At 60.5% G+C, this 24568-nt stretch carries 26 protein-coding genes; 15 read left to right on the forward strand and 11 right to left on the reverse strand.

Annotation, left to right across the window (positions count from 1 at the left end; all coding sequences use genetic code 11):
• Positions 1-33: 33 nt before the first annotated feature.
• Genes GWQ27_RS21040 through GWQ27_RS21050 form a run of 3 tightly spaced genes read right to left on the reverse strand, consistent with a single transcriptional unit; the run spans position 34 to position 2107 of the window.
• A complete protein-coding gene (locus GWQ27_RS21040; protein WP_005321259.1) occupies positions 34-1290 on the reverse strand; it encodes a PTS ascorbate transporter subunit IIC in 1257 nt (418 codons plus the stop codon).
• 53 nt (positions 1291-1343) lie between these two features.
• A complete protein-coding gene (locus GWQ27_RS21045; protein WP_005321257.1) occupies positions 1344-1631 on the reverse strand; it encodes a PTS sugar transporter subunit IIB in 288 nt (95 codons plus the stop codon).
• Between the two features lie 32 nt (positions 1632-1663).
• Positions 1664-2107, reverse strand: a complete 444-nt coding sequence (locus tag GWQ27_RS21050) for a PTS sugar transporter subunit IIA (protein ID WP_096119127.1) — start codon at positions 2105-2107, stop codon at positions 1664-1666.
• A gap of 252 nt (positions 2108-2359) precedes the next feature.
• On the opposite strand from GWQ27_RS21050, the gene GWQ27_RS21055 reads away from it, so the two are divergent.
• The 4 genes from GWQ27_RS21055 to GWQ27_RS21070 all read left to right on the forward strand — a co-directional run bounded on the left by GWQ27_RS21055 (position 2360) and on the right by GWQ27_RS21070 (position 5062).
• Entirely contained in the window at positions 2360-3382 is a 1023-nt protein-coding gene (locus GWQ27_RS21055; RefSeq protein ID WP_275908244.1) for a LacI family DNA-binding transcriptional regulator, read from the forward strand.
• 32 nt (positions 3383-3414) lie between these two features.
• On the forward strand, positions 3415-4395 hold the full coding sequence (locus tag GWQ27_RS21060) for an MDR family oxidoreductase (protein WP_275908245.1): 981 nt from the start codon (positions 3415-3417) through the stop codon (positions 4393-4395).
• A 74-nt stretch (positions 4396-4469) separates the two neighbouring features.
• Positions 4470-4592: a hypothetical protein gene (locus GWQ27_RS21065; protein ID WP_111589670.1), complete on the forward strand. Its 123-nt coding sequence runs from the start codon at positions 4470-4472 to the stop codon at positions 4590-4592.
• 137 nt (positions 4593-4729) lie between these two features.
• On the forward strand, positions 4730-5062 hold the full coding sequence (locus GWQ27_RS21070) for a DUF2799 domain-containing protein (protein ID WP_275908246.1): 333 nt from the start codon (positions 4730-4732) through the stop codon (positions 5060-5062).
• A gap of 27 nt (positions 5063-5089) precedes the next feature.
• Here the strand turns inward: GWQ27_RS21070 and GWQ27_RS21075 are convergent, their stop codons facing one another.
• Together GWQ27_RS21075 and GWQ27_RS21080 are read right to left on the reverse strand one after the other, a co-directional pair.
• Positions 5090-5254, reverse strand: a complete 165-nt coding sequence (locus tag GWQ27_RS21075; protein ID WP_021140706.1) for a hypothetical protein — start codon at positions 5252-5254, stop codon at positions 5090-5092.
• A gap of 105 nt (positions 5255-5359) precedes the next feature.
• Positions 5360-5794 carry a flagellar basal body-associated protein FliL gene (locus GWQ27_RS21080; protein ID WP_275908247.1) on the reverse strand — a complete coding sequence of 145 codons (435 nt, stop codon included), beginning with the start codon at positions 5792-5794 and terminating at the stop codon, positions 5360-5362.
• A gap of 145 nt (positions 5795-5939) precedes the next feature.
• On the opposite strand from GWQ27_RS21080, the gene GWQ27_RS21085 reads away from it, so the two are divergent.
• On the forward strand, positions 5940-6476 hold the full coding sequence (locus tag GWQ27_RS21085; protein ID WP_275908248.1) for a chorismate lyase: 537 nt from the start codon (positions 5940-5942) through the stop codon (positions 6474-6476).
• Positions 6473-7342, forward strand: coding sequence for a 4-hydroxybenzoate octaprenyltransferase (gene ubiA, locus GWQ27_RS21090; RefSeq protein ID WP_265422783.1), 870 nt, complete (start codon positions 6473-6475; stop codon positions 7340-7342). The genes GWQ27_RS21085 and ubiA overlap by 4 nt, the downstream gene beginning before the upstream one ends.
• 58 nt (positions 7343-7400) lie before the next feature.
• Here ubiA and plsB read toward each other — a convergent pair whose 3' ends face one another.
• Positions 7401-9824, reverse strand: coding sequence for a glycerol-3-phosphate 1-O-acyltransferase PlsB (gene plsB / locus GWQ27_RS21095; RefSeq protein WP_275908249.1), 2424 nt, complete (start codon positions 9822-9824; stop codon positions 7401-7403).
• A gap of 204 nt (positions 9825-10028) precedes the next feature.
• On the opposite strand from plsB, the gene lexA reads away from it, so the two are divergent.
• The 4 genes from lexA to GWQ27_RS21115 all read left to right on the forward strand — a co-directional run bounded on the left by lexA (position 10029) and on the right by GWQ27_RS21115 (position 13636).
• Positions 10029-10652 (forward strand): transcriptional repressor LexA, encoded by a 624-nt coding sequence (gene lexA, locus GWQ27_RS21100; RefSeq protein WP_005321237.1) that lies wholly within the window; start codon positions 10029-10031, stop codon positions 10650-10652.
• Positions 10653-11104: 452 nt separating this feature from the next.
• Positions 11105-11392, forward strand: coding sequence for a hypothetical protein (locus GWQ27_RS21105; protein WP_005321232.1), 288 nt, complete (start codon positions 11105-11107; stop codon positions 11390-11392).
• Between the two features lie 209 nt (positions 11393-11601).
• The gene (locus tag GWQ27_RS21110; protein WP_005321230.1) at positions 11602-12228 is read left to right on the forward strand and encodes an SCO family protein; all 627 of its coding nucleotides are present in this window, start codon (positions 11602-11604) and stop codon (positions 12226-12228) included.
• 22 nt (positions 12229-12250) lie between these two features.
• Positions 12251-13636: an MATE family efflux transporter gene (locus tag GWQ27_RS21115; protein ID WP_275908256.1), complete on the forward strand. Its 1386-nt coding sequence runs from the start codon at positions 12251-12253 to the stop codon at positions 13634-13636.
• Here the strand turns inward: GWQ27_RS21115 and trmL are convergent.
• The 3 genes from trmL to GWQ27_RS21130 all read right to left on the reverse strand — a co-directional run bounded on the left by trmL (position 13618) and on the right by GWQ27_RS21130 (position 16211).
• On the reverse strand, positions 13618-14082 hold the full coding sequence (trmL, locus tag GWQ27_RS21120; protein WP_005321220.1) for a tRNA (uridine(34)/cytosine(34)/5-carboxymethylaminomethyluridine(34)-2'-O)-methyltransferase TrmL: 465 nt from the start codon (positions 14080-14082) through the stop codon (positions 13618-13620). The genes GWQ27_RS21115 and trmL overlap by 19 nt on opposite strands.
• An 81-nt stretch (positions 14083-14163) precedes the next feature.
• A complete protein-coding gene (locus GWQ27_RS21125; protein ID WP_212539699.1) occupies positions 14164-15519 on the reverse strand; it encodes an ATP-binding protein in 1356 nt (451 codons plus the stop codon).
• Entirely contained in the window at positions 15516-16211 is a 696-nt protein-coding gene (locus GWQ27_RS21130) for a response regulator (RefSeq protein WP_275908250.1), read from the reverse strand. Before GWQ27_RS21130 ends, GWQ27_RS21125 begins: the two co-directional genes overlap by 4 nt.
• Positions 16212-16297: 86 nt before the next feature.
• Between GWQ27_RS21130 and GWQ27_RS21135 the strand changes: the two genes are divergently transcribed.
• The 4 genes from GWQ27_RS21135 to GWQ27_RS21150 all read left to right on the forward strand — a co-directional run bounded on the left by GWQ27_RS21135 (position 16298) and on the right by GWQ27_RS21150 (position 19768).
• Positions 16298-17209: a cation diffusion facilitator family transporter gene (locus tag GWQ27_RS21135; RefSeq protein WP_275908251.1), complete on the forward strand. Its 912-nt coding sequence runs from the start codon at positions 16298-16300 to the stop codon at positions 17207-17209.
• Between the two features lie 8 nt (positions 17210-17217).
• On the forward strand, positions 17218-17997 hold the full coding sequence (cysE, locus tag GWQ27_RS21140) for a serine O-acetyltransferase (protein ID WP_011899226.1): 780 nt from the start codon (positions 17218-17220) through the stop codon (positions 17995-17997).
• A gap of 21 nt (positions 17998-18018) precedes the next feature.
• Positions 18019-19299 (forward strand): hypothetical protein, encoded by a 1281-nt coding sequence (locus GWQ27_RS21145; RefSeq protein WP_275908252.1) that lies wholly within the window; start codon positions 18019-18021, stop codon positions 19297-19299.
• A gap of 259 nt (positions 19300-19558) precedes the next feature.
• Entirely contained in the window at positions 19559-19768 is a 210-nt protein-coding gene (locus GWQ27_RS21150; RefSeq protein ID WP_011899225.1) for a cell division protein ZapB, read from the forward strand.
• A 71-nt stretch (positions 19769-19839) separates the two neighbouring features.
• Here GWQ27_RS21150 and elbB read toward each other — a convergent pair whose 3' ends face one another.
• The gene (gene elbB, locus GWQ27_RS21155) at positions 19840-20490 is read right to left on the reverse strand and encodes an isoprenoid biosynthesis glyoxalase ElbB (RefSeq protein WP_265422786.1); all 651 of its coding nucleotides are present in this window, start codon (positions 20488-20490) and stop codon (positions 19840-19842) included.
• A 400-nt stretch (positions 20491-20890) separates the two neighbouring features.
• Between elbB and polA the strand changes: the two genes are divergently transcribed.
• Complete coding sequence (gene polA / locus GWQ27_RS21160) at positions 20891-23650, forward strand: DNA polymerase I (protein ID WP_275908253.1); 2760 nt, start codon at positions 20891-20893, stop codon at positions 23648-23650.
• An 84-nt stretch (positions 23651-23734) separates the two neighbouring features.
• On the opposite strand, the gene GWQ27_RS21165 is transcribed toward polA, so the two are convergent.
• Positions 23735-24298 carry a gamma carbonic anhydrase family protein gene (locus tag GWQ27_RS21165; protein ID WP_275908254.1) on the reverse strand — a complete coding sequence of 188 codons (564 nt, stop codon included), beginning with the start codon at positions 24296-24298 and terminating at the stop codon, positions 23735-23737.
• Positions 24299-24568: the final 270 nt, after the last annotated feature.

Raw genomic sequence — 24568 nt, forward strand, 5'->3', positions numbered from 1 at the left:
GCGCTCCGTTTTTGTTTTTCGTGCAGGCGTCGGTCAACGCATTATCAGGCCGAGCAGTATGCCCACCACGCCGAAGTCGGCATCGCTGAAGGTGGTGTTGGCGAAGCCGAGATCCCCCAGCACAGGCAGCAGGAATACCGGCAGGAAGGTGATCAACAGGCCGTTGGCGAAGGCACCAAGCAGGGCCCCGCGGCGACCACCTGTGGCGTTGCCGAATACCCCGGCCGCCGCGCCGACGAAGAAGTGCGGTACCACGCCCGGTATGATGACGGTGAGCCCCAGCAGGTAGAGCAACACCATGCCCACCAGACCGGCGGCAAAGCTCGACAGGAAGCCGATCAACACGGCGTTGGGGGCGTAGGGGAAGACGATGGGGCAGTCGAGCGCCGGTTTGGCGTTCGGGACCAGCTTGTCGGAGATCCCCTTGAAGGCCGGGACGATTTCGGCGATGACCATGCGCACACCCTGCAGGATGACGTAGACACCGGCGGCGAAGGTGATGGACTGCATCAGGGAGAACATGAACCAGTGCTTGCCCTTTGCAACGCTGGTGACGAACTCGGGCCCGGCAAAGGCGGAGGTGATAAGGAAGATGATGCCCATGGTGAAGGAGATGGCCACCGGGGTATCGCGCAGGAACAGCAGGCTCTTGGGCACCTGCACCTCTTCACTGCTGTGGGCCTTGTTGCCGAACTTGGCGCCGATCCAGCCGGCCAGCACGTAGGAGATGGTGGAGAAGTGGCCGAGAGCCACCTCGTCCGAGCCGGTGATCTGCTTCATGTAGGGGTGAGCGAGGGCCGGGAACAGCACCATGGTCACGCCGACCACCAGGCTGCCTACCGCGATCAGCGGAATGCCGCTCATGCCGCCGGCGGAGAGGATCGCCGCCACCATCATGGACATGAAGAGGGTGTGGTGACCGGTCAGGAAGATGAATTTCCACGGGGTGAGGCGGGCGATCAGTATGTTCACCAGCATGGCGAAGAACATGATCATCGCCATCTCCTTGCCGAACGACTGCTGGGCGATGGAGACGATGGCTTCATTGTTGGGAACCACGCCCTTGATGCCGAAGGCGTGCTGGAAGATGGTGGCAAAATCGCCCAGCGAGTTCACCACCAGGGTGGCACCGGCCCCCAGGATGACGAAACCCATTATGGTCTTGACCGTGCCCTTGATGCACTCGGTCACGGGTTTTTTCTGGGCAATCAGGCCGATGAGCGCGATCAGGCCGACCAGCACGGCCGGCTCGGACAGCACGTCAAACATCAGAAAATTGAAAAATTCCATGGTCAGCTCCAATCAGATGGAAGAGGCGGCCCGCAGGCCGCGAAGTCAGGTGGTCAGAGAGCGCCCAGTTCGCGCAGGGCGATGGAGAGTTTCTCTTTCATGGCGGCCTTGTCGACCATGTTGTCCAGGGACACCAGCCGACCGTTGACCCCCATGCTGATGAGCTGCTCGGCGATGTCGCGGGTAGCCACGAACATCTCGGCGGTTTCGCTGCCGGCGGAGGCGAGATCCCTGTGATCCACTTCGGCAGTGACTGCCAGCTCCTTGAGGATGCTCTTGATGCTCATCTCCATCATCAGGCTGGTGCCCAGGCCGTGTCCGCATACAACCAGAATTTTCATCGTCTCTTCCTTTGTCGGGCGCAGGGCGCCGCTCAGTAACGCGCCAGAATGCGCAATATGTCGTCTTTGGTGTTGGCCGCCATGATGGCCGCCACGTCCTCTTCGTTCATGAACAGCTCGGCCAGCTGGGCGATGGTCTCCACGTGGGAATTGCTGTCGCTGGCGGCCAGGGTGACGAGCAGCCGGATCGGGTCATTGCCTTCGGAGCCGAAATTGACTCCGGTTTTCAGCACTGTCAGCCCAAGGCCGAGACGGTTGACGCCATCTTCCGGGCGGGCGTGGGGCATGGCCAGGCCCGGGCCCAGCACATAGTAGGGACCGAGCTCCTCGTGGGAGCGAAACAGCGCCGCCACATAGGAGGGCTCTATGGTGCCGTTGGCCAGCAGGGGAGCGGTGGCGAGCTCGATGGCATGACGCCAGTCGCGGGCTCCCGTTTCGATGGAAATGACCTCTTCGGTCAGCAGTTGAGTCAGCATGGCAATGATCCGGCTGGATGAGATGGCGCCAATCTAGCGATCTTGCCCCGCGATAACTGTGAGCCTGATCCCGAAAGTTAGCGCTACCAGATAGCGCTAACATGAAATTGTGATAGCGCTATCATTTATGCCATGAGTGGGATTCATCTTGCCCCGTCACTCGCTCAAAGGGGGTAAAATCCGGTTTGAGCAAATAGTCAGTGCCGCACTTTTGCCTTAAAGTGAGCACCCGTATGTCGAGGAAGGGAAGGGATGTCAGAAGCGAAGAAGCGCCGTAGCACGGGTCGGGTGACCCTCAACGATGTGGCCCAGCTGGCCGGAGTGGGTGCCATGACGGTGTCCCGTGCCCTGCGCACCCCCGAGCTGGTGTCAGACAAGATGCGCGAGCGCATCGACGCCGCCGTGGATGAACTCGGCTACATTCCCAACCGGGCGGCGGGTGCGCTCGCCTCCGCGACGTCCCAGACCATAGTGGTGATAGTGCCCAGCCTGACCGAGCGCGGTAGCGGCGACGTGATCGCCGGGCTGCAGCAGACCCTGCTCGATGAGGGCTACCAGATAATGCTGGGGGATGCCCAGCACCTGAAGCAGCAGGAAGAGAGCCTGCTGACCAGCTTTTTGCAGCATAACCCGGCTGCTGTTGTGCTGTTTGGTGGCGATCCCGGTGAGACCATCCGTGCCCGCCTGAAAGCATCCCGCCTGCCGGTGGTGGAGGTGGGCGCCATGGCGCGCAACCCTGTCGACATGAATGTAGGGGTCTCCAACTTCGATGCCGGTTATCAGCTGACCCGTCATCTCATCGAGCGCGGCTATCGCAACATCGGCTTTCTTTGTGCCCGCCAGGAACAGTGGATGCTGCAACAGCGCATGCAGGGCTGGCAGAAGGCACTGCTGGACAACTACCTCTCCCCCGATGCCATCATCAACACCTCTGAGCTGCCGAGTTTCAGCACTGGGGCCGCCATGCTGGGGGAGTTTTTGTTGCGCTGGCCCGAGCTGGATGCACTGGTGTGCGTCAACGACGAGCTGGCGGCGGGGGTGTTGTTCGAGTGCCAGCGTCGTCACCTGAGCGTGCCTGGCAAGCTCGCCATCGCCGGATTCGACGATCTGGATGTGGCGCGCGCCTGCTATCCGGCGCTCACCTCGGTCCGGATCCCCTATCGCAAAATGGGGCAGGAGGCTGCCGAGCTTATCTTGCGCCAGCTGGCTGGCGAACCTGTCATGGGCACGGCCCTGACCCTGGATTTTCAACTGCAGAAGCGTCAAAGCAGTTGATCCCCGTTTCACACTTCATCAAAGAGGCAACCATGTTCAAGGCTCTGTTACTGGAAAATCAAGACGGCAAAACTGCTGCGACCCTGACCCGGCTGGCCGAGAGCCAGTTGCCGGCAGGCGAGGTGCGGGTGGCGGTGAGCTACAGCTCCCTCAACTACAAGGATGGGTTGGCCATCACCGGCAAGGGCAAGATAGTGCGTCAGTGGCCGCTGGTGCCCGGCATTGATTTTGCCGGTACCGTGCTGGAATCGGCTGATAGCCGCTATCAGGTCGGCGACAAAGTCGTGTTGACCGGTTGGGGCGTGGGGGAAGGGCACTGGGGTGGCATGGCCGAGCAGGCAAGGGTCAAGGCCGACTGGCTGGTGCCGCTGCCCGCCGGGCTGGATGAGCGCCAGGCCATGTGCATCGGTACCGCCGGTCTCACCGCCATGCTCTGCGTGCTGGCGCTGGAGGAGGCGGGCATCACCCCCGACAGCGGTGAAATCCTGGTGACGGGCGCTGCGGGCGGCGTGGGTTCCACCGCAGTGGCTCTGCTGGCCGCACTGGGTTATCAAGTCGCGGCCCTGACCGGTCGCCCCGACGAGCAGGGGGATATGCTGATGGCGCTTGGTGCCAGCCGCATAGTGCCGCGCGGCGAGCTGCTGGAGCCTGCCAAGCCGCTGGAGAGGCAGCTGTGGGCCGGGGCGGTCGATACCGTCGGCAGTCAGGTGCTGGTCAAGCTGCTGGCCCAGATGAACTATGGTGGTGCCGTGGCCGCCTGCGGGCTGGCTGGCGGTTTCGATCTGAAGGCCACTGTCATGCCTTTCATCCTGCGCAACGTGCGGTTGCAAGGTGTCGACTCTGTGATGTGCCCGCTGGCGCGCCGCCAGTTGGCGTGGCAGCGACTGGCGCGGGATCTGCCCGCCAGCTTCTTCGAACAGGCGGTGACCGAGATAGCACTGGAGCAGGTGGTGGCGGCTGCCGAGGCCATCACGCAAGGCCGGATCGCGGGTCGCACTCTGGTCAAACTTTGATCCAGCCTTGACTGGCGAGCCCCATTTTTCTGGATAGACTTTGAGGGCGGGTGCACTATCCAAGGAGAATGAGCATGGGTGGACACAAGCCGGATTACGATCTCGATGATGAATGGGAACCGGAATCCTGGGAAGAAGAGCTGGATGAATGGGAAGACGAGAGCTGGCAGGATGATGACCCTCTCGACGATCAGTAATCCACGCATTGAGAGAGCAGGCGGGCCTTGGGGCCCGCCTGATTTTTTTGTGCGGCTCACAGGAATGGGGATGATCCCTTGGTTGCCGCCATCAGGCTGACTAGAATGAACAGCCCAAACGACACTCAAGGATGACTATGAGACTCACCATCATACTGTTTGCTGCCCTGCTGGGAGGCTGTGCCTCCAAGGATGATCCGTGCGAGAAGGTATGGAGCGATGTGGGGGAGGCAGATGGCAAGCTGGGCTTCACCACGGAACGGGTCGCGTTTCATCAGGACCTGTGCGGCAAGAAGGTGGATGTCGAGCTATGGAAACAGGGACGCCAAAAGGGACTGGCCTGGTATTGCCGGCCTGAACACCTCTATCTGGCCGGGCGTTCCGGCAGTGAATACCGTGGGGTTTGCCCCAATGACGGGCAGGCGCGCAGATTGTTCGAGCAGGGGCGCCAGGGCTGGACCGATCAATAGCCGGTCACGTGGTGGGGATGTCCAGTCTTACTCCTCTTTCAACCGCAGCGGCTGACATAGATAGCTTTTGTCATTGGCGCTACGAGCACACTTGCCACAGACAAACTTGGGTTTGCGCACGATTTTGCGCAGTGTCTTGAGATCGGCGGGGATCTCGCTGCGGCGCCATTCACACAGGGTTTTGTTGCCCATAACGACTACCTCGACAACTCGGTGGGGGCCTAGTGTAATCACTTTTCATTTCGAAAACAGCGACAGGGCCACCTTGGGGTGGCCCTCGCTTAAGGCTTGTATCTGTTACTGGTAGAGGAACTTGGTGAAGATGAGCTCGCGTACCGCCTTCTTGCCGGTTTCTTTTACCAGCAGCTCGTTGACCTGGGTCTGGCACTCCTTGCGCAGCTCCTCACGGTTTACCAGCGATTTGACCTGCTCGGCGGTCTTGCTGCCCATCAGACGTATGATGGCGTCGCGGATCAGGGGGTCGTGCTGTTCCAGCAGTTTGAGGTCGCTCTCATTCTCGGCCATCAGCTCGACCGTGATCCGGATATAGCCGAGAGTTTTGCCGTCGCTGATGTAGTTGGTGATGATGTCAGGATCAAGGGCGTGGTAGGAAAAGCCGGGCTTGGCAGCGGCGTCGGCGCCCTCTGCCGGCGGTTCCTCTTCGGACGAGGCCTGCACATGCAGGGAGCCACAGCTCAGTAACAACAGCAGCAGAATTTTGAAGATCTTCATATAGATGGCTCATCGGCGGCAGGTACCCCATTTTTGATGTTGCCATCGGGGCCGTCAAGCACGGATGTTCTTACAATTCTCGAATGATTTACGGATAATAAACCGGATTTTAACCTGATAACGTAAATCTCCGGATGGTGAAGCCGTGAAGTCCGAGTTGACTGTTCCCCTTATCCAGCTAGCGCCGTGGCGGGCTCCCGCAGAGTGCGAGCTGCCCGAGGCCTTGCTGCCCTGGTTGCTGGAGGCGGACTCCATGACCCGGCGCTTGCGCCGCCACAATCGCCACTTCTCGGTGCAGCTGCTGGGCAATCGCAGTGTCACCCTCTGCGCCGATGAACAGCAGCTGGTGGCCGCCGAGCAACCCATGGGCTTGTGCCGCGAGGTGATACTGCACGGTGATCGGGGGCCGGCTGTGCTGGGCTGGACCCTGTTTGCCGAAGCCGCCCTGCAAGAGAGCGGGCTGGGCGAGCTGGGTGAGCAGCCTCTGGGCGAGCGTATTTTCGGTGACGAGCCTGCCCGCCGCGATCACCTGCAACTGGCCTGTTTCGAGATTGCGAGCAATCCCTGGTGCCCGGCCGCCACCGTCTGGGGACGTCGTTCCCGTCTGTTTCTGGGGCAATGGCCACTGTTGGTCCATGAACTCTTCTTGCCCTCTCTGTCACGCAACAAGGAGCTGGAGTGAATCTGTTAACCAAGGAGCGGGGACTGGCCTATGTGCAGCTGGCCCGCATCGACAAGCCTATCGGGACCCTGCTGCTGCTGTGGCCGACCCTGTGGGCGCTCTGGCTGGCGGCCGGCGGCCTGCCGGATCTCTGGACCCTGCTGGTGTTTGTGGTGGGCGTGTTTCTGATGCGCTCGGCCGGTTGTGTCATCAACGACTATGCGGATCGCAACTTCGATGGCCATGTGAAACGCACCGCCGGTCGGCCACTGCCCATGGGCAAGGTCAAGCCGCGGGAGGTGCTGGCGCTGTTCGCCGTGCTGGCGCTCATCTCGTTCGCGCTGGTGCTGACCATGAATTCCCTCACCATAGCACTGTCGTTCGCGGCCTTGCTGCTGGCAGTCTGCTACCCCTTCATGAAGCGCTATATTCCGATCCCGCAACTGGTGCTCGGCATGGCCTTCTCCTGGTCTATCCCCATGGCCTATGCGGCTCAGGCCAACGCCTTGCCGCTGGTGGCCTGGCTGGTATTCCTCGCCAATCTGCTGTGGACCATCGCCTACGATACCCAGTACGCCATGGTGGACAGGGATGATGACCTCAAGCTCGGCTTGAAATCGAGCGCGATTCTGTTTGGTCGCCACGACAAGCGGATCATCGGCGTGTTGCAGCTGGCCACCCTGCTGATCCTGCTGGCGGTAGGCCAGGTGATGGGGCTGGGGGCTTGGTATTACTGGGGGCTGTTGGGGGCTGCGGCCCTGTTTGTCTACCAGCAGCGGCTGATCCGGGAGCGGCAGCGGGAGGCCTGCTTCCAGGCGTTTCTCAACAACAACTATGCGGGGGCGCTGGTATTCATCGGCCTGGTGCTCAACTACCTGTTGCCGTGACGCATGTCAGGATAAAAAGAAGGCCGCATCATGCGGCCTTCTTTGTTTCCGGTCTCTGTCAGAGCCGGTTGCCCGCCTGTATGGTGCGGCGGATCTTGTTGCTCAGCAGCGGCACTATGTTATCGGCCAGCGCCTGGAAGCGGCCCAGATCCGGTTTGCACTCGGAAGAGAGGTAGCCCTCCTTGCGCAGGGTGTGGATCAGGGTGCTGAACAGCTTCTGGTCGAAGAACTCGGGGGCATTGATGCCGTGCAGGGTGCCGAGGCGCTCCGCCATCATCAGGCCGTCCGCCTCCAGCTGCTCCGCCTCGACATAGGGCTGGGCCAACACCCGGGTCAATACTATGGCGTAGCGTTGCAGCGTCTCCTGAATGCTCTCGGCCAGCAGCAGCAGGCGCATCTGGTTGCCCGGATTGACCCAGAAGCCGCCATCCCGTGCCTCGACCAGTTGCTGGCGTTGCAGTTCGGCCAGCAGGGCATCGACCAGCTCGGGCAGCTCATCCTCTTCGTAGTGGAGGAACAGCTCCGTCTTGAGCAGCGGATAGATGTCGATGCAGCGGGCGACGATCTCGCTGCGGGATATCCCCTCGCAACGTTCGATCAGCGCGGCCACCAGGGATGGCAATGCAAACAGGTGCAGTATGTTGTTGCGGTAGTAGGTCAGCAGGATCGCCTGATAGCGGTCCAGGCTGATGATCTGGCCCAGCTTGTCCTCGCTCACCTCGAACTTGTTGAGCTCCATCGCCTGATCCAGCAGTGTCTTGGCATCCTCAGCCGGGATTGTGCTCTGGGGGCTGTAGGGCACCTGCTTGAGCAGGTCCAGATAGGTGTTGAGCTGTGCCTGCAGTTCATCGCGAGTCAGGGCGTGGCGTTCGGCGGCCAGCAGTGCCAGCGCGCTCAGGGTCAGGCCATTGACGGCGGCGGCAGCGTTGATGCGGGTCATCAGCAGCTCGGCCAGCCGGGTGACTGTGGGTGCCATCCACTCTGGGCGCTCCTCCTGACCTATGTGGTCCTTCCACTCGGGCACATGTTCATTGAGGTAGCTGTTGAGGGTCAGGGGTTCGCCGAAGTTGACGAAGCCGCGGCCATAGTTGCGCAGCTTGCGCAGTATGCCGAGCACCTGCAGGAAGCTCTCTTTCTCCTTGCGGCTGCCCTTGAGCTCGTTGTGATAGGTGTTCACCTCCATCACGTGCTCGTAGCCCAGATAGACGGGCACCAGGGTCACGGGTCTGTCCAGCCCTCGCATCATGGCCTGCAGTGTCATCGCCAGCATGCCGGTTTTGGGTGGCAGCAGACGACCGGTGCGGGAGCGCCCACCCTCGGTAAAGAACTCCACCGAATAGCCCTTGGCAAACAGCAGGTTGAGGTATTCGCGAAATACAGTGCTGTAGAGCGGGTTGCCCTTGAAGGTGCGGCGGATGAAGAAGGCGCCGCCGTGGCGGAAGATGGGGCCCGCCGGCCAGAAGTTGAGGTTGATGCCCGCCGCTATGTGGGGCGGCACCATCCCCTGGTGGTAGATGACGTAGGAGAGCAGCAGGTAGTCCATGTGGCTGCGATGGCAGGGCATATAGACGATCTCGTGCCCTTCTTGCGCCAGCTGGCGTACCTTCTCGGCGCCGTTGACCGAGAGGCCGCGATAGAGCTTGTTCCACAGCCAGCCGAGGAAGCTTTCACTGAGGCGGATCAGCCGGTAGGAGAAATCGGAGGCGATCTCGTCCATGTAACCGTGGGCGCGCTTTTGCGCTTTCTCCAGGCTGATGCCCTCGCGCTGGGCCTCCTCTTCTATGGCCTGCTGGATCACGCTGGAATCCAGCAACTGCCTGAACAGCAGGTTGCGGTTCGGCAGCTTGGGGCCGGTGGCCGCCAGCTGCTGGCGGCTGAAGTGGGTGCGGGCCACCCGCGCCAGTTTGTGGGCAATAGCCTCGTCGGTGCCGTGCTTGTCCGCCATTTGACGCAGGGAGAGCGGCGGAGAGAAGCGCACCAGGTTCTCGCGGCCCTTGAGGATCACAATCAGTGCCTTCTTGAGCCGGTTCGGTGCCAGGCTGCTGATGATGTTCCAGCCGGAGGCCTCTTCCCCTTCCCGGCCGGGGGCGCGGCCCCAGAACAGGGTGACGGGCACCACCTGTATATCCAGTGCCGGATCCTGCTTGTGCAGATCCAGCAGCTGGTGGAACTCCTGCAAGAAAGGCAGCGGTTTGCTGCGCTTGCCGAACAGGGGAGGCGGGCGGTCCAGACAGACATAGCGCGGCAGCAACTGACCGTTCAGTTCCAGCGGGGTGAAGGGACCGGGCAGGCCGAGATCCTCGCAGCACTGTTGCAGTGTCATCAGGTCGGTGATCGAGCTGGTTTTCAGGGCATAGACTATGGGTCTGGCCGGATCCAGCTTGAGCTCTGTGATGGGATTTTCCGGCAGGCTCTTGTGATTGACCAAGCCACTGACCGGCCATTGCAAGATGGCTCTGGAAATCTTCTGTCCAAGGGACATGTGCGTCTGCTCTCCAAAAAAATGCGGCGTGAGCATAACAAATCACCGGCGCCTTGTCGCCGAGAGGTACGATGAGTCGGCTGCGCAGCCGTAAAACCATGGCAAATAAGGGGTTGGCCGCGACAAATGTCAGCCGCGCCTTGCCTTGGCCACTGCACTGTATATACTGCCAGTGTGCTGTATAAAAAAACAGGTGCCAATGTTATGAAACCCCTTACTCCACGCCAGGCCGAAGTGCTGGAACTGATCAAGGTGAATATGAGCGAGACCGGCATGCCGCCGACTCGTGCCGAGATTGCCCAGAAGCTTGGTTTCAAGTCGGCCAATGCGGCCGAAGAACATCTGAAGGCCCTGGCCAAAAAAGGGGTCATCGAGATCATGCCGGGGACCTCTCGTGGCATCCGCCTGCTGATTGAAGAAGAGGCTGTGCTGGAAGAGACCGGCCTGCCTCTGATCGGCAAGGTCGCGGCCGGTGAACCCATACTGGCTCAGGAGCATATCGAGAGCCACTATCAGGTGGATCCCGCCCTGTTCCATCCGCGGGCAGACTTCCTGCTGCGGGTGCAAGGCATGAGCATGAAGAACATCGGCATCCTGGATGGCGACCTGCTGGCCGTCCACAAAACCCAGGAAGTGCGCAACGGCCAGGTGGTGGTGGCACGTCTCGACGAAGACGTCACCGTCAAGCGCTTCCAGCGCAAGGGCAGCCAGGTGTGGCTGCTGCCTGAAAATGAAGAGCTTGAACCCATCGCGGTTGATCTCTCCTGCCAGCAGCTCACCATAGAGGGGCTGGCCGTCGGCGTGATCCGCAACGCCGACTGGATGTAACAGCACGGCCTCCCTCGGGAGGCCGTCTCGCTTCTGTACCTCTTTCCCCATGATTTCAATCAGATCCTGATACCCGTGATTTTTGTCTGTCGCGCCCGTCCGCATCCGCCTCATTTCAGATATATCCTTGGCTAAGGCAGTCACTTGCTTGATCTGCCCCGAATGCTCGACAAGACGATCCTCTCCCACTTGGCAGGTGGCAGGAATCAAGGTCAGCAGGGATGCATAACAACAGCCTCAGGCGGAGCGCCGGACAGCAAGGGCGCTACCAGCCCAGTTGATGGAGGCGTTCGCGGGATAGAAGGGAGGGTGGCCAGCATTGCACCGGCGGCATCTGCCGTCTGGAGGATAAAGGCACACCTGCGCAGTCGACACGCGGCAGTCATCGATCTGGCCACCCAAGGGGGCTGTCGATGCTGACCGGCGTGACCTGTTGGTCAAGGAGGACAGGTATGGCTTCAAGCTCGCCATGGGATCCGGGTCTGGCATCGCCCGCTTCTTCCATCACCCGTTTCATCAAGGGTAACCGGATGACCCGCTTCTATGCTCTCTGGGTACATCACAAGGGTGCCTGCTGGACTGTCTGGCTTGGCTGCCCCAAAGACAAGATAGTCCGCCTGGTGCGTCTGTTTCACCGTCATAGCGACACGGGACAAACGGATCTTCCCTGGACGGCTCCCGTCATACCGCTGCGAGCCTTGACAAAGCGCGCCCATGAGCGGCGCAGACAACAACCCTGATGTTTCCTGGCCCTTGTCTCACAGCCCCACCTTGATGGTGGGGCTGTTGTTTTATGGCCCAGCCCGGCTGACTAGTGGTGATGGGAGCCTCTTTTGACCAAAGCGGCATCCGGTGCAAGGGATAACCCGGAGCGCGATGGGCTGGGTTACAATGGGCCATCCATTCGTGCCCACTCTGCGGGCATGTCGCAGTGAAAAGGTCTGTTGTTATGGTTAAACCGCGTTATCCCTTGCTGTTCCTGCTGCTGGTCGGGGGCATGATGGCTGCATTCCACTGGAGCCGGCCCTCCCTGCCCGAGCAGGCCGACTATTACCCGGCGGGGCGGGACATCAATCCGTTTGCCTTCACCGACGAGGAGGGGCAGCCCTTCGTTCCAGCCAGTCTGGTGGGGCACTGGACCTTTCTGTTTGTCGGCTATACCTTCTGCCCGGATATCTGCCCGACCACGCTGGCGGATCTGCGCTCCGTCTATCCGGCGCTGAAGAAGATTGCACCGGACAGCCAGGTAGTGTTCATTTCGGCGGATCCGCAGCGCGATGACATCACTCGCCTCAAGACCTATACCGCTTTCTTCCATCCCGAGTTCAAGGCGGCAACCGGCCCCCACGAGAAGTTGTTCCCGTTTGTGCGCAACCTGGGCCTCATCTACTCCATTGCCGAACAGGGAGAGAAGGATTACCTGATCGACCACTCCGCCTCCATAGTGCTGATCAATCCGGAAGGCAAGCTGGAAGCCGTGTTCCGCCCCCAGATGAGCGAGGGGAGAGTACCCCACGTGGTCATGGAAACCCTGGTCTCCGATTTCGCCAAAATTGTGCGACTGGAGGGCGAATGATGCCGGATGAGTGGCTGCTTTCATGCTGATCCCGCCCTGGTTGACAGACAGGCGGCGCCATGGGGCCGTGTTTGCTTTGGCACTGCCCATGGTGCTCTCCAATATCACAACCCCATTGCTGGGGCTGGTGGATACCTGGGTGATAGGCCAGCTCGGTCAGGCCTGGTTTTTGGGAGGCGTCTCGGTCGGGGCGACCCTCATCAATCTCATCTTCTGGCTGCTCGGCTTCCTGCGCATGTCCACCACAGGGCTGACCGCCCAGGCTCATGGCGCCGGTAGTCCAGGTGGCCAGCTCGACACCCTGGCGCGGGCGCTCGGTCTCGCCGTCGGGCTGGGCGTGCTGCTCTTGCTCTTGCTGCTGCCCCTGCTGCCCGGGCTGATTGCACTCAGTGGCGGGTCAGCCGAGGTGCAGGTTTATGCAAGCGAGTATGTGTCGGTACGGATCTGGAGTGCGCCTGCGGCGCTCTGCAATCTGGTGATCATGGGCTGGTTGCTGGGCATGCAGGATGCCCGCAGCCCCATGTTGTTGCTGATCTTCACCAATCTGATCAACATGGCGCTGGATACCTGGTTCGTACTGGGGCTGGGCTGGCAGGTGAAGGGAGTGGCCGCCGCCTCTCTGCTGGCAGATTACAGCGCCCTGGGGGTCGGGCTCTGGCTGGTGAGCCGCCATCTGCGCCGCTTCTCGCCCGAGGTGTGGCAGGGGGCCTGGCAACGTTGGCGTCAGTGGCCCGCGCTGTTGAGATTGCTCAGCCTGAATCGGGATATCTTCATCCGCTCCCTCTGCCTGCAGCTCTGCTTTGCCTTCATGACCTTGCAGGGCGCGCGTTTGGGGGATGTGGCAGTGGCCGCCAATGCGGTGCTGCTCAACTTTCTGATGCTCATCTCCTACGGGATGGATGGCTTTGCCTATGCGGTGGAGGCCATGGTGGGCCGCGCCATCGGCCGGCGGGATCGGCAGGCGCTGCGCGAAGCCATTGTCTTGAACCTTGGCTGGGCGCTGATCATAGCGATTGGTTTCAGCCTGCTGTTTGCGGCGGGCGGCAGCCAGCTCATCGCCCATATTACCGACATACCGGCGGTGATCGCCGAGGCAAACCGCCAGTTGCCCTGGCTGATCCTGATGCCGTTACTGGCGGTCTGGTGCTTCCTGCTGGATGGGGTCTTCATTGGCGCTACCCGTGCCCGGGAGATGCGTAACAGCATGTTGGTAGCGGCGTTTTGCGGCTTCTTCCCGGTCTGGTGGCTCTGTCAGGGCTGGGGCGTTGCCGCCTTGTGGGCCGCCATGGGCGCCCTGATGGCGGGCCGAGGTCTGACGCTGGGGTATCTGTGCTGGCAATTGGAACGTGATGGCCGCCTGTTGCATTCACCCCATGGGGTGAGTCAGGCTCAGAGCGAGCCCTCATAACCCAGCTGGCGCCAGCTCTCGTACACGAATACCGCGACCGCATTGGAGAGATTCATGCTGCGGCTCTGGGGCAACATGGGGATGCGCAGCCGCTGTTCGAACGGCAGGCTCTCTATGATCTCCAGTGGCAGACCTCGGCTCTCCGGGCCGAACAGCAGGGCATCACCGGGCGCGAACTGCGCTGCAGAATGGGCGGTACTGCCCTTGGTGGTGCAGGCAAACACCCGCTCGGGAGCAACGGCAGCCAGAAATGCCTCATAGCTCGGCCAGCGTTTCACCTCGGCAAACTCGTGATAATCGAGCCCGGCCCGCTTCACCCGCTTGTCATCCCACTCGAACCCCAGCGGTTCTATCAGATGCAGCCGGTAGCCGGTGTTGGCGCAGAGGCGGATGATGTTGCCTGTGTTGGGCGGGATTTCCGGTTGGTAGAGCACGATATCGAGCATGGCGGGATCCTGATGCGGGCCGAGATGGGGCTGAAAAGGGCGCCAGCATACCCAGCGCCCGCCTGGATGAAAAGAGATGGCTCAGCCAATAGGCAGACGTATGGTGATAGTCAGCCCGGTGGGCTGATTGCAACTGGCGCGAATGGTGCCGCCATGGCGCTGGATTGCCTCCGAGGCGATGGCCAGCCCCAGCCCGGTGCCACCGGTCTTGGCGTTGCGGGCATCATCCACCCGAAAGAAGGGCAGGAACAGCTGCTCCTGTTGCGCCACCGGCACACCCGGGCCGTCATCACGGATGGTGATGACCCACTCCCTTCCTTCCCGATACCAATCCAGTTTGATGAACTTGTGAGCGTACTTGAGTGCGTTGCGCAGGGGATTTTCCAGCGCCCGTGCCAGCAGCTCGGGCCACATCCTGATCGACTCGGTCGGCAGTGGCGGCAGCCGGAGTTGCTTGCCGCTCTGGTTGGCTTCGAACATGGCGTCGTCCAGCATGGGCTCCAGCAGTTCGGCCAATGGCATCACCACGGGTGCCTCCACATGCTGCTGTACCCGTGACAGGTCGAGCAGGTCGCCGATCAGCTTGTCCAGCCGCCCAATCTCCGACTCTATCCGCGCCAGCTCGTTGCTGTCGCCCTGCTTGCGGCGGATCAGCGCCTGCGCCAGCTGGATACGGGTGAGGGGGCTGCGCAGCTCGTGGGATATGTCGGACAGCAGCTGTTTCTGCTTTTGGATCATGCTCTTGAGCGTGTCGACCATGTGGCTGACGTGATCCGCCAGCTGGCCGATCTCGTCACGCCGCCCCAGATTGGGGATCTGTACTTCCAGGTTGCCCTCCGCCAACTGGGAGACTGATCGCTGCAACTGCAGTATGGGACGGGTCAGTCGCCAGGCCAGCAACAGGCAGAGCGGAGTGCTGACCAGCATGGCGATCCCCAGGATCTGGATCGGGTGATCCAGGATCTGGATAAACAGGAACAGATAGGAGTTTTCGACATTGAGGCCGAAGTAGACGTGATAGGTCTGACCATGGTGCTCCATCTCGAAGGGACCGGCGATGGCTCTCTGGTGCTCGCTGCCCAGCATGGGTTTGGCCGGATTGTCCGAGTCGACCATGAAGCGGACGACGAACTTGCTGAGCCGCGTGCTGGATTGCATCTGTCCCTTCTCGTCGCGCAGGTAGATATTGTCCACCGGTAACAGACCAGCAGCCTCTATGGCCTTGGCCAGATCGAAATCCTGATTGGGGTCGGCACCCCGCTGCAGGGCTTTCAGGTTGTTGTTCATCCGCACCATCTCGTGGGCGGGTAACGGGATTATGTTGCGGGGATCCAGGGTCGGCAGTATCACGACAGCGGCGACCACGACCAGCAGCATGAACCAGAACCAGAGGAAGATCTGGGTGGAAAGGCCATTGAGGGAGCGAGCCGTTTTCATGCCTGTTCCAGCCACAGATAACCGCGTCCGCGCACCGTCTTGAAGCGGGGCTGGCCATCGGCGCGTTCCGGCAGTTTCTTGCGCAGGTTGCTCAGGTGCATGTCGATGGCGCGATCGAAGGGTTCCAGCTTCTTGCCGAGCACCAGCTCCGAGAGCTGGCTCTTGCTGACGATCTGGCCGGGATTGCGCAGCAGACACTCCAGCAACCCGAATTCGGTGGCGGTGAGCTCCAGCAGCTGTTCGCCGCTACTGGCTTGCTGCAAGCCCGGTTGCAGCACCAGATCCATGAAGCGGATCTCTTCGGAAGTGCCGCCACGCTGGGGTTGCGCACTCTGGGTCCGGCGCAGTATGGCGCGGATCCGGGCCAGCAATTCTCTGTCATCAAAGGGCTTGGCAAGGTAATCATCGGCGCCCGCCTCCAGCCCGTTGACCCTGTCCTGGCTGTCGCCCCGCGCAGTCAGCATCAGTACCGGGGTGTCGTGGGTCTCACGCAGCTTTGCCAGCATGGCGAAGCCGTTGAGCCTGGGCATCATCACGTCCAGCAGCACCAGGTTGAAGTCCTGCTCGGCCAGCTGCAGCAACCCCTCTTCGCCATCCTCGGCGACAGTCACCTGGAAGCCTTCCAGGGTCAGAATTTCGGTGAGCAGCTGAGTCAGCTCGAGATCGTCGTCGACCAGGAGTATTTTGTGCATCTAGGGTCATTCCGCTGATTTTTCGCGCCAAAGTGACGCAGGGGTCAGGGTATAATAGTTTTTTAACCGCAAGAGGAAAGCCGGTTTTGAGCCATCAACAATATTCCCGCTGGGTGACGCTGGCCAGTATGGCCGCCGTCACCACCGCCACCCTGCTGATCACCGGCAAGCTGATCGCCTGGCTCATGACCGATTCCTCAAGTCTGCTGGCGTCGCTCACCGACTCCTTCATGGATGTCAGTGCCTCCATCATCAATCTGCTGGCCATTCGCTATGCGCTGGCACCGGCCGATGATGAGCACCGCTTCGGCCACGGCAAGGCGGAATCGCTGGCGGGTCTCATTCAGTCCGCTTTCATCTCTGGGTCGGCCCTGCTGCTGGTGATGCACGGCATCTCCTCCCTGCTCAATCAGGCCCCCATTCTTCGACTCGAAGCGGGTATCTGGGTCAGCGGCGGCTCCATAGTGCTGACCCTGCTGCTGGTCAGCTTCCAGAGTTTTGTCATCCGCAAGACCAACAGCGTGGCCATCAAGGCCGACATGATGCACTACCGCTCCGATCTGCTGCTCAATGCCGGCGTCTTGCTGGCGCTGGTGCTGGCGGGGCGGGGCTGGTTCTGGGCCGATGGCCTGTTTGCCATCCTGATCGGTCTGTTCCTGCTGTGGGGCGCCATCCATATCGGCTATGAGTCTGTGCAGGCGCTGCTCGATCGTCAGTTGCCAGCCGAAGAACAAGCGAGAATAATGGCCCTCTGCTGTGAAGTCGAAGGTGTCCACGGGGTGCATGATCTGCGTACCCGCCAATCCGGTCCGACCCGTTTCGTTCAGTTGCATCTGGAACTGGACGATCAGCTCCCTCTGGTCAAGGCCCATCAGATTGCCGATGAAGCCGAACTGGCGGTGCGTCAGGAATTTGAACGCATGGATGTCATCATTCATATGGACCCCATCTCTGTGGTGCACAAGGAACAGCAAGGCACTCCATCAGAACAACAGTAGGCTGCAACATGGATGATCTGGTTGCCAGAACCTGGCAAAAAATTGAGCGAGAAGCGGCATGCATGGCAACCGAAGAGCCCATGCTGGCCAGCTTCTTTCACTCCACGATTCTCAATCACAAGAACCTGCGTTCGGCTCTCAGCTTCCAGCTGGCCAACAAGCTCGACAGCGCCACCATGCCCGCCATCGCCCTGCGTGAGGTGATCGAGCTGGCCCTGCGCAGCGAGCCCGAGTTGCTGGCAATGGTGGCGGCAGATATCTGCGCCGTGCAGGAGCGCGACCCGGCGGTCGATCTCTTCTCCACCCCGCTGCTCTACCTCAAGGGTTTCCATGCCCTGCAGGGGTATAGGGTTGCCAACTGGCTGTGGCGCCAGGGTCGTCGCTCGCTGGCGCTCTACCTGCAAAACCAGATTTCGGTGGTATTCGGGGTCGACGTGCACCCGGCTGCGCGGATCGGCAAGGGCATCATGTTTGACCATGCCACCGGCATAGTGGTCGGTGAAACCGCTGTGATTGAAGATGATGTCTCCATCCTGCAGAGTGTGACCCTGGGAGGGACCGGCAAGGAGAGCGGCGATCGCCATCCCAAGATCCGCGAAGGGGTCATGATAGGGGCGGGTGCCAAGGTGCTCGGTAATATAGAGGTGGGGATGGGCGCCAAGATAGGTGCCGGCAGCGTGGTGATCAACCCTGTGCCGCCGCACACCACTGTCGCCGGCGTACCGGCCAAGATAGTGGGCCGCCCGGAGTGCGACAAGCCTTCGCTGGATATGGATCAGTGTCTCTGATCCCCTGACCGAGACGATTCGATGGCCAAGCGCTGGTCAGGTTACCTGATCCTGGGGATGTGGCTGCTCAACCTGCTGCACCTCTATCTGGGATTCTCCCCCTGGCCGGCGGCCATCGCCGCCTGGGGGGCATCGCTCCTCACCTGGCCCTGGCTGGTGGGGGCTGCCAGACGACAGGCTCTTGCCCTGTATGGCGCAGCCCTCTTGCTGCTGATCTTCTCATGGTGGCGGGGGGCCAGTCTCAATCCGGGCGACTGGCTGTTGCCCAACATCAATATGCTCACCATGTTTGCCGCCGTGAGCACCCTCAACCTGGCGACGGCGGGTCTGCTGACCGGTACTGCCTCCTGGTCCGGTCGCAAGGGGCTGTGGAGCACCATGGCCAGCCTCAATCTGCTGGGATCTGTCATCAACCTCTCTGTGCTGTTCATCATCGGCGATCGGCTGGAACGTAACGGCACCCTGGAGCGGCGCCAGGTAATGGTGCTGAGCCGGATCTTCTGTGCGGCGGCTTTCTGGTCCCCCTTCTTCGTCGCCATGGCGGTGGCGCTCACGTACGCGCCGGGTCTGCAGCTCTCCAGCATAATGCCGTTTGGTGTGATTGCGGCTCTGCTGGCCATGGGACTGACCGCCTGGCAGGTGGAGCGACTCGGTGTACAGGATTTTGCCGGCTATCCGCTGCGACTGCAGACCCTGGGGCTGCCGGTGGCCTTGGCGCTGCTGGTGCTGCTCATCAAACAGATCTGGCCAGCACTTGGCATTCTGGCTGTGATTGCGCTGGTGGCACCGCTGCTGGCGCTGCTGTTCATGCCCAGAGCCGGGCGAGGCGCCGCCCTCAAGCGGCAGGTGGTGGAGCGTTTCCCTGCCATCGGTGGCCAGCTGGTGCTGTTTCTGGGGGCCGGTTTGCTGGCAGCCGGCATCAACAGCGCTCTGTCTGTGCTCGAGCTTGGCGGTGAGCACGGGCTGCCACTCTTCAACCACTTCGGCTGGCTCGAGTCATCCCTGACGCTGCTGTTGATCCTGCTGGTGGCCATCGTCGGTGTGCATCCGCTTATCAGCATCTCCGGGCTGGCGCCGCTGTTGTGGCCCTTGTCACCGGATCCCAGCCTGCTCGGCATGTGCTTTTTGCTGGGGTGGGGGCTTGCGACCGGTACCAGCCCGCTCTCCGGCTCCAACCTGGCATTGGCATCGCGCTACAACCTGAGTGCGGGGATGATCCTGCGCTGGAACCTGCTCTATGGCCTGCTGATGTACGGGGTCGCCTGCTTGCTGTTGGGGGCTTATGTGGCGCTGCACGGATGAAGGCATAACTGGGGGGAAGTGCCCGGCAACATGCCCGTGGTGACTGGATTGGCAGGGTGTTGCCTGCTGGTTATGAGGCTCTTGTATCTGCCAGGGCGCAGGATGCGAGAAAAATAGACGCATATTTAGACAATACATCTATGGAAGGCGCATTTTACAGCGCGCTGGCTTGTTTGTGCCGATGTGCTCGGGGTATGCTGGCTTTACGCGCTTGAATCGCCCTCTGTGGGGCATCGCAATTGAACATACAGGTATGCATATGTCACTAGAAGTCCTTGAGCAACTCGAATCCAAAGTACAATCCGCCGTCGACAACATCTCCCTGCTGAAGATGGAGCTGGACGAACTGAAAGAGCAAAACAGCAAGCTGCAAGACGAGAACCATCTGCTGCGCAACGAGCACGTTGCATGGCAGGAGCGTCTGCGTGCCCTGCTGGGCAAGATGGAGCAGATGGGCGAATCCATCTAACCGGCAGCCAGCTGCAAGATTGAAAACGGGCCGCTCCATGAGCGGCCCGTTTGTTTTTGGCGGGGTGGGGATTACAGCGCCAGCAGCTGCTTGACCGTCTTCTCTATGCCATCTGCCGCTTCCACAATGTTGTTGGCCAGCATGTAGGCGGGGGTGGAGATCACCTTGCGCTCCTGATCCACCACGAACTCGTTGACCGGGCAGTTGAGATGGCTGCCCCCCATGGCCTCCATGGCATTGGCGGTGCCTTCGTCATGACCTATGGTCGCCAGAGTGCCTGCGCCATAGATGAGCGGTATCATGGCGGGCGCGATGCAGATGTATGCCGCCGGCTTGTTGGCCTTGGCAAAGCTCTGGCAGGCTTTGAGGACATCTGGCTGAATTTGGCACTTGGCTCCCTTGATGGCGAAGTCGCACAGGTTCTTGGCGGCACCAAAGCCGCCGGGCACCAGCAACGCGTCGTAATCGGCCGCATCCAGCTCTGCCACATCTCTGATCTGACCGCGACAGATGCGAGCGGCTTCAACCAGCACGTTGCGGCTTTCCCCCTCGCTCACGTCACCGGTCAGGTGGTTGATAACATGGAGCTGCGCCACGTTCGGAGCGAAGCATTGGGTAGTCGCACCCTGGCGGGCCAGCGCCAGCAAACTGATGACGGCCTCATGGATTTCGGCACCATCAAAGACGCCACAGCCACTCAAAATCACGGCCACTTTTTTCATGGCAAACCCCTCGTTGTTGAAAATGTGAGCTAGGATAGATTGTTGTACTTTTGTATGGTTATCGTTCGCCATCCGCTGGTCAAGTCATCTCGCTGTGCTAGGATTGTTTCGTTTTCGATCCTGCCGTATCTACTCCCTTAAATCTTTTTCCACATTGATCGAGATCATCTCAACCGTCTCAAGATCAGTTTTTACGATCTCATCGTATTGTTTTATATGTACTTTTATATTGTTATGCACAGCTTTGTCACTGTGGTCCGTACTGAGCCCCATTTTTGAACACAGAGTTATCCACAGCGCGCCCCTTTTCAATGGCCTGTTGATGGTGGCGCTAGCCCCCTTGGTGTGAAGGGGGCCCTGTGGCATCCTAGCGGCTGTTTATCTCTGGCAGGACGATTTCATGGCCCCTAGCAATCCCCTTATTCTGGTCGACGGCTCTTCTTATCTTTACCGCGCCTTCTTCGCCTCCCAGCAGGCTGATCTGCGTACATCGACCGGTTTGCCGAGTGGTGCCGTCCGTGTCATGGCCAACATGATGCGCAGCCTGCGCAAGCAATACCCTGACTGCCATGTGGCCGTGGTGTTCGACGCCAAGGGCAAGACTTTCCGTGACGACATCTATCCCGAGTACAAGGCGACCCGTGCCAGCATGCCGGACGATCTGCGCAGCCAGGTTGCCCCCATCCATCAGATGATCAAGGCGATGGGCTTCCCCTTTTTGATGGTCGAAGGAGTCGAGGCGGACGATGTGATCGGCACGCTTGCCCGCCAGGCCACCGAGAAGCAGCTGCCTGTGCTGATCAGTACCGGCGACAAGGACATGGCGCAGCTGGTCTCCGACCATGTCACCCTGATCGACACCATGAAAGATGTGAAGACAGACAGGGAAGGGGTGATTGAAAAGTTTGGCGTGCCGCCGGAGCTCATCATCGACTATCTGGCCCTGATGGGGGACAAGGTGGACAACATCCCCGGCATGACGGGTGTCGGCGAGAAGACCGCGCTGGCCCTGCTGCAGGGGATTGGCAGCATAGACGAGATTGCAGCCAACCTCGACAAGGTGGCGGCCCTCGGCTTCCGCGGCTCCAAGGCGTTCGCCGACAAGTTCCGTGAGCAGGAGGAGCAGGTTCGCCTTTCCTATGTACTGGCGACCATCAAGACCGATGTCGAGCTGGAACAGAGTCTGGAAGAGCTCCAGCTTGGCCCCATCGACAAGGAGTCACTGCTGGCAGTCTACCGTGAATACGAGCTTCGCAACCTGATCAAGGAGCTTGAGTCCGGTGGCGAAGAGGGTGCCGGGCAGGAAGAAGAGGCAGGTGATGGCGCCGTCGCTCCCGCTGCCGCCATCGAAACAGACTACCGCTGCATTCTGGATGAGGCCGAGTTTGACGGCTGGCTGGAGCAACTGAAAGTGGCACCGCTGTTTGCCTTCGATACCGAAACCACCAGTCTCGACTACATGGAGGCGCGTATCGTCGGCGTTTCTTTCGCCGTCGAAGCGGGCAAGGCGGCCTATGTGCCGTTCGGTCACGACTATCTCGGGGCGCCGGTGCAGCTGACCGAGGCCGTAGTGCTGGGCAAGCTCAAGCCGTTGCTGGAAGATCCGACCCGTCTCAAGGTGGGCCAGAACCTCAAGTACGATCGCAACGTGTTGCTCAACCACGACATCGACCTGCAGGGTATCGCCTACGACACCATGCTCGAGTCCTACGTGCTCAACTCCACCGCCAGTCGTCACGACATGGATTCGCTGGCCAAACGCTATCTCGGGGTCGAAACCACCTCTTTTGAAGATATAGCGGGCAAAGGGGTCAAGCAGCTCACCTTCAACCAGATTGAGCTGGAGCAGGCAGCTTCCTATGCGGCGGAAGATGCGGATATCACCCTGCGTCTGCACCAGACTCTGTGGGGCCAACTGGAAGCCGTGCCTGGCCTGTGCCAGGTATTCAGCGAAATCGAGCTGCCGTTGCTGCCGGTACTGGCGCGGATGGAGTTGCTCGGGACCACTATCGATCCCAAGCTACTGCACCAGCAGAGCCAGGAGATAGAACTGCGGCTGGCCGAACTGGAGCGTCATGCCCATGAGCTGGCCGGGCAGGAGTTCAACCTCTCCTCGCCCAAGCAGCTGGGGGAGATCCTCTTCACCAAGCTGGGTCTGCCGATCATCAAGAAGACCCCAAAAGGTGCACCATCCACCGCGGAAGAGGTGCTGGCCGAACTGGCCGAGACCTACGAGCTCCCGCGCCTGCTGATGGAGCACCGCACCCTGGCCAAGCTCAAGTCCACCTATACCGACAAGCTGCCGCTGATGATCAAGCCCCAGACAGGGCGGGTACACACCTCCTATCATCAGGCGGTGGCGGCCACCGGCCGTTTGTCCTCCTCTGATCCCAACCTGCAGAACATTCCGGTGCGCAACGAACAGGGTCGCCGGATCCGGCAGGCCTTCATCCCGAGCGCTGGCTACAAGCTGGTGGCGGCGGACTACTCCCAGATCGAGCTGCGCATCATGGCACACCTCTCCGGTGACAAGGGGCTGCTGACCGCGTTTGCCGAGGGCAAGGACATCCACAAGGCAACGGCCGCCGAGGTGTTCGGGGTCGCGCTCGATGCGGTTACCACCGACATGCGTCGCAGCGCCAAGGCGATCAACTTCGGCCTCATTTATGGCATGAGCGCCTTTGGCCTGGCCAAACAGCTGGGGATCGGTCGCGCCGAGGCGCAGAAGTACATGGACCTCTACTTCGAACGCTACCCGGGTGTGCTGGAGTATATGGAGCGTACCCGCCAGCAGGCGGAAGCGCAGGGCTATGTCGAGACCCTGTTCGGCCGTCGTCTCTATCTGCCGGATATCAAGTCCCGCAACGCCGGTCTGCGCAAGGGCGCCGAGCGGGCGGCGATCAACGCCCCCATGCAGGGGACGGCCGCCGACATCATCAAGCGCGCCATGATCAACGTAGATGGCTGGATCCGCGGCATCGAGGATGAGTCGATCCGCATGCTGATGCAGGTACACGATGAACTGGTGTTCGAGATCCGCGAAGAGAAGCTGGAAGAGTACACTGCCATCATCAAGGAGAAGATGTCGGCCGCTGCCGAACTGCATGTGCCTCTGCTAGTCGAAGCGGGCACAGGCGACAACTGGGATCAGGCCCATTAACTTTCGGCACTCTGTTGCTATATAGATAGCTATATAAGAAGAGAAGCCCGGCATCATGCCGGGCTTCCTGTTTGTGGGGGCTGCTCAAGCCTCTTGCAGATACTCGTTCTTGAGCAGGACATAGTTGTCGGCCGAGGTCTTGAGAAATGCGACTTCGGCAGGTTTGAGGGGGCGGACCTGCTTGACGGGGTTGCCCATATAGAGGAATCCGGATTCGAGTCGCTTGCCTGGTGGCACCAGACTGCCGGCCCCGATCATCACGTCATCTTCCACCACAACCCCATCCAGAATGATGGCCCCCATGCCGACCAGCACCCGGTCGCCTATGGTGCAGCCGTGCAGCATGGCCTTGTGGCCGATCGTCACATCCTCTCCGATCAACAGCGGATAGCCATCAGGGTTGCTGGCGCTCTTGCGGGTAAGGTGCAACACGGTGCCGTCCTGAATATTGCTGCGGGCACCGATGCGGATATGATTCACATCCCCCCGCGCCGCCACCATGGGCCAGATGCTGGCATCTTCCGCCAGATCTATATCCCCGACCAGAGTCGCGCAGGGATCCACATATACTCGTTTACCCAGTTGTGGGCTTTTTCCTTTGTAAGATCTCAGTCGCAAGTCCATCTTGGCCTCCTTGTTTTTGGCCATTCTAGCAATCCGGAACTCGTTTCTGTGGATAAGTTTGTACAAAAGCTGTGGTTGGATATGAATAACTAAAAAAGTGCCGATTTTTGCAATTTTATTGCCGATAAGGGGTTGCCAGAAAGATTCAACTCCCTATAATGCGCCTCCATCGACAGGGCAAGCGGCAACGCAGAAAGCCAAGTCGATAACCTCGAAAAGCCTTTGAAAATAAGGCTTGACTCGAGAAGGCGGTTGAGTAGAATTCCACTCCCGCAGCAACACACTGTTGCGTCG

It is taken from the genome of Aeromonas sp. 5HA1 (genome assembly GCF_029237245.1).
GTDB lineage: Bacteria > Pseudomonadota > Gammaproteobacteria > Enterobacterales > Aeromonadaceae > Aeromonas > Aeromonas salmonicida.

Excerpts from the sequence above, each read along its gene's own strand:
- GWQ27_RS21080 (WP_275908247.1), bottom strand. The coding sequence starts at position 5,794 with ATGAAGATCTTCAAAATTCTGCTGCTGTTGTTACTGAGCTGTGGCTCC.
- GWQ27_RS21130 (WP_275908250.1), bottom strand. The coding sequence starts at position 16,211 with ATGCACAAAATACTCCTGGTCGACGACGATCTCGAGCTGACTCAGCTG.
- trmL (WP_005321220.1), bottom strand. The coding sequence starts at position 14,082 with ATGCTCGATATCGTGCTCTACCAACCGGAAATCCCGCCCAACACAGGC.
- GWQ27_RS21040 (WP_005321259.1), bottom strand. The coding sequence starts at position 1,290 with ATGGAATTTTTCAATTTTCTGATGTTTGACGTGCTGTCCGAGCCGGCC.
- GWQ27_RS21125 (WP_212539699.1), bottom strand. The coding sequence starts at position 15,519 with ATGAAAACGGCTCGCTCCCTCAATGGCCTTTCCACCCAGATCTTCCTC.
- GWQ27_RS21150 (WP_011899225.1), top strand. The coding sequence starts at position 19,559 with ATGTCACTAGAAGTCCTTGAGCAACTCGAATCCAAAGTACAATCCGCC.
- GWQ27_RS21110 (WP_005321230.1), top strand. The coding sequence starts at position 11,602 with ATGGTTAAACCGCGTTATCCCTTGCTGTTCCTGCTGCTGGTCGGGGGC.
- cysE (WP_011899226.1), top strand. The coding sequence starts at position 17,218 with ATGGATGATCTGGTTGCCAGAACCTGGCAAAAAATTGAGCGAGAAGCG.
- lexA (WP_005321237.1), top strand. The coding sequence starts at position 10,029 with ATGAAACCCCTTACTCCACGCCAGGCCGAAGTGCTGGAACTGATCAAG.
- GWQ27_RS21070 (WP_275908246.1), top strand. The coding sequence starts at position 4,730 with ATGAGACTCACCATCATACTGTTTGCTGCCCTGCTGGGAGGCTGTGCC.
- plsB (WP_275908249.1), bottom strand. The coding sequence starts at position 9,824 with ATGTCCCTTGGACAGAAGATTTCCAGAGCCATCTTGCAATGGCCGGTC.
- GWQ27_RS21045 (WP_005321257.1), bottom strand. The coding sequence starts at position 1,631 with ATGAAAATTCTGGTTGTATGCGGACACGGCCTGGGCACCAGCCTGATG.
- GWQ27_RS21165 (WP_275908254.1), bottom strand. The coding sequence starts at position 24,298 with ATGGCCAAAAACAAGGAGGCCAAGATGGACTTGCGACTGAGATCTTAC.
- GWQ27_RS21115 (WP_275908256.1), top strand. The coding sequence starts at position 12,251 with ATGCTGATCCCGCCCTGGTTGACAGACAGGCGGCGCCATGGGGCCGTG.
- GWQ27_RS21075 (WP_021140706.1), bottom strand. The coding sequence starts at position 5,254 with ATGGGCAACAAAACCCTGTGTGAATGGCGCCGCAGCGAGATCCCCGCC.
- GWQ27_RS21145 (WP_275908252.1), top strand. The coding sequence starts at position 18,019 with ATGGCCAAGCGCTGGTCAGGTTACCTGATCCTGGGGATGTGGCTGCTC.
- GWQ27_RS21055 (WP_275908244.1), top strand. The coding sequence starts at position 2,360 with ATGTCAGAAGCGAAGAAGCGCCGTAGCACGGGTCGGGTGACCCTCAAC.
- GWQ27_RS21065 (WP_111589670.1), top strand. The coding sequence starts at position 4,470 with ATGGGTGGACACAAGCCGGATTACGATCTCGATGATGAATGGGAACCG.
- GWQ27_RS21105 (WP_005321232.1), top strand. The coding sequence starts at position 11,105 with ATGGCTTCAAGCTCGCCATGGGATCCGGGTCTGGCATCGCCCGCTTCT.
- GWQ27_RS21050 (WP_096119127.1), bottom strand. The coding sequence starts at position 2,107 with ATGCTGACTCAACTGCTGACCGAAGAGGTCATTTCCATCGAAACGGGA.
- polA (WP_275908253.1), top strand. The coding sequence starts at position 20,891 with ATGGCCCCTAGCAATCCCCTTATTCTGGTCGACGGCTCTTCTTATCTT.
- GWQ27_RS21060 (WP_275908245.1), top strand. The coding sequence starts at position 3,415 with ATGTTCAAGGCTCTGTTACTGGAAAATCAAGACGGCAAAACTGCTGCG.
- elbB (WP_265422786.1), bottom strand. The coding sequence starts at position 20,490 with ATGAAAAAAGTGGCCGTGATTTTGAGTGGCTGTGGCGTCTTTGATGGT.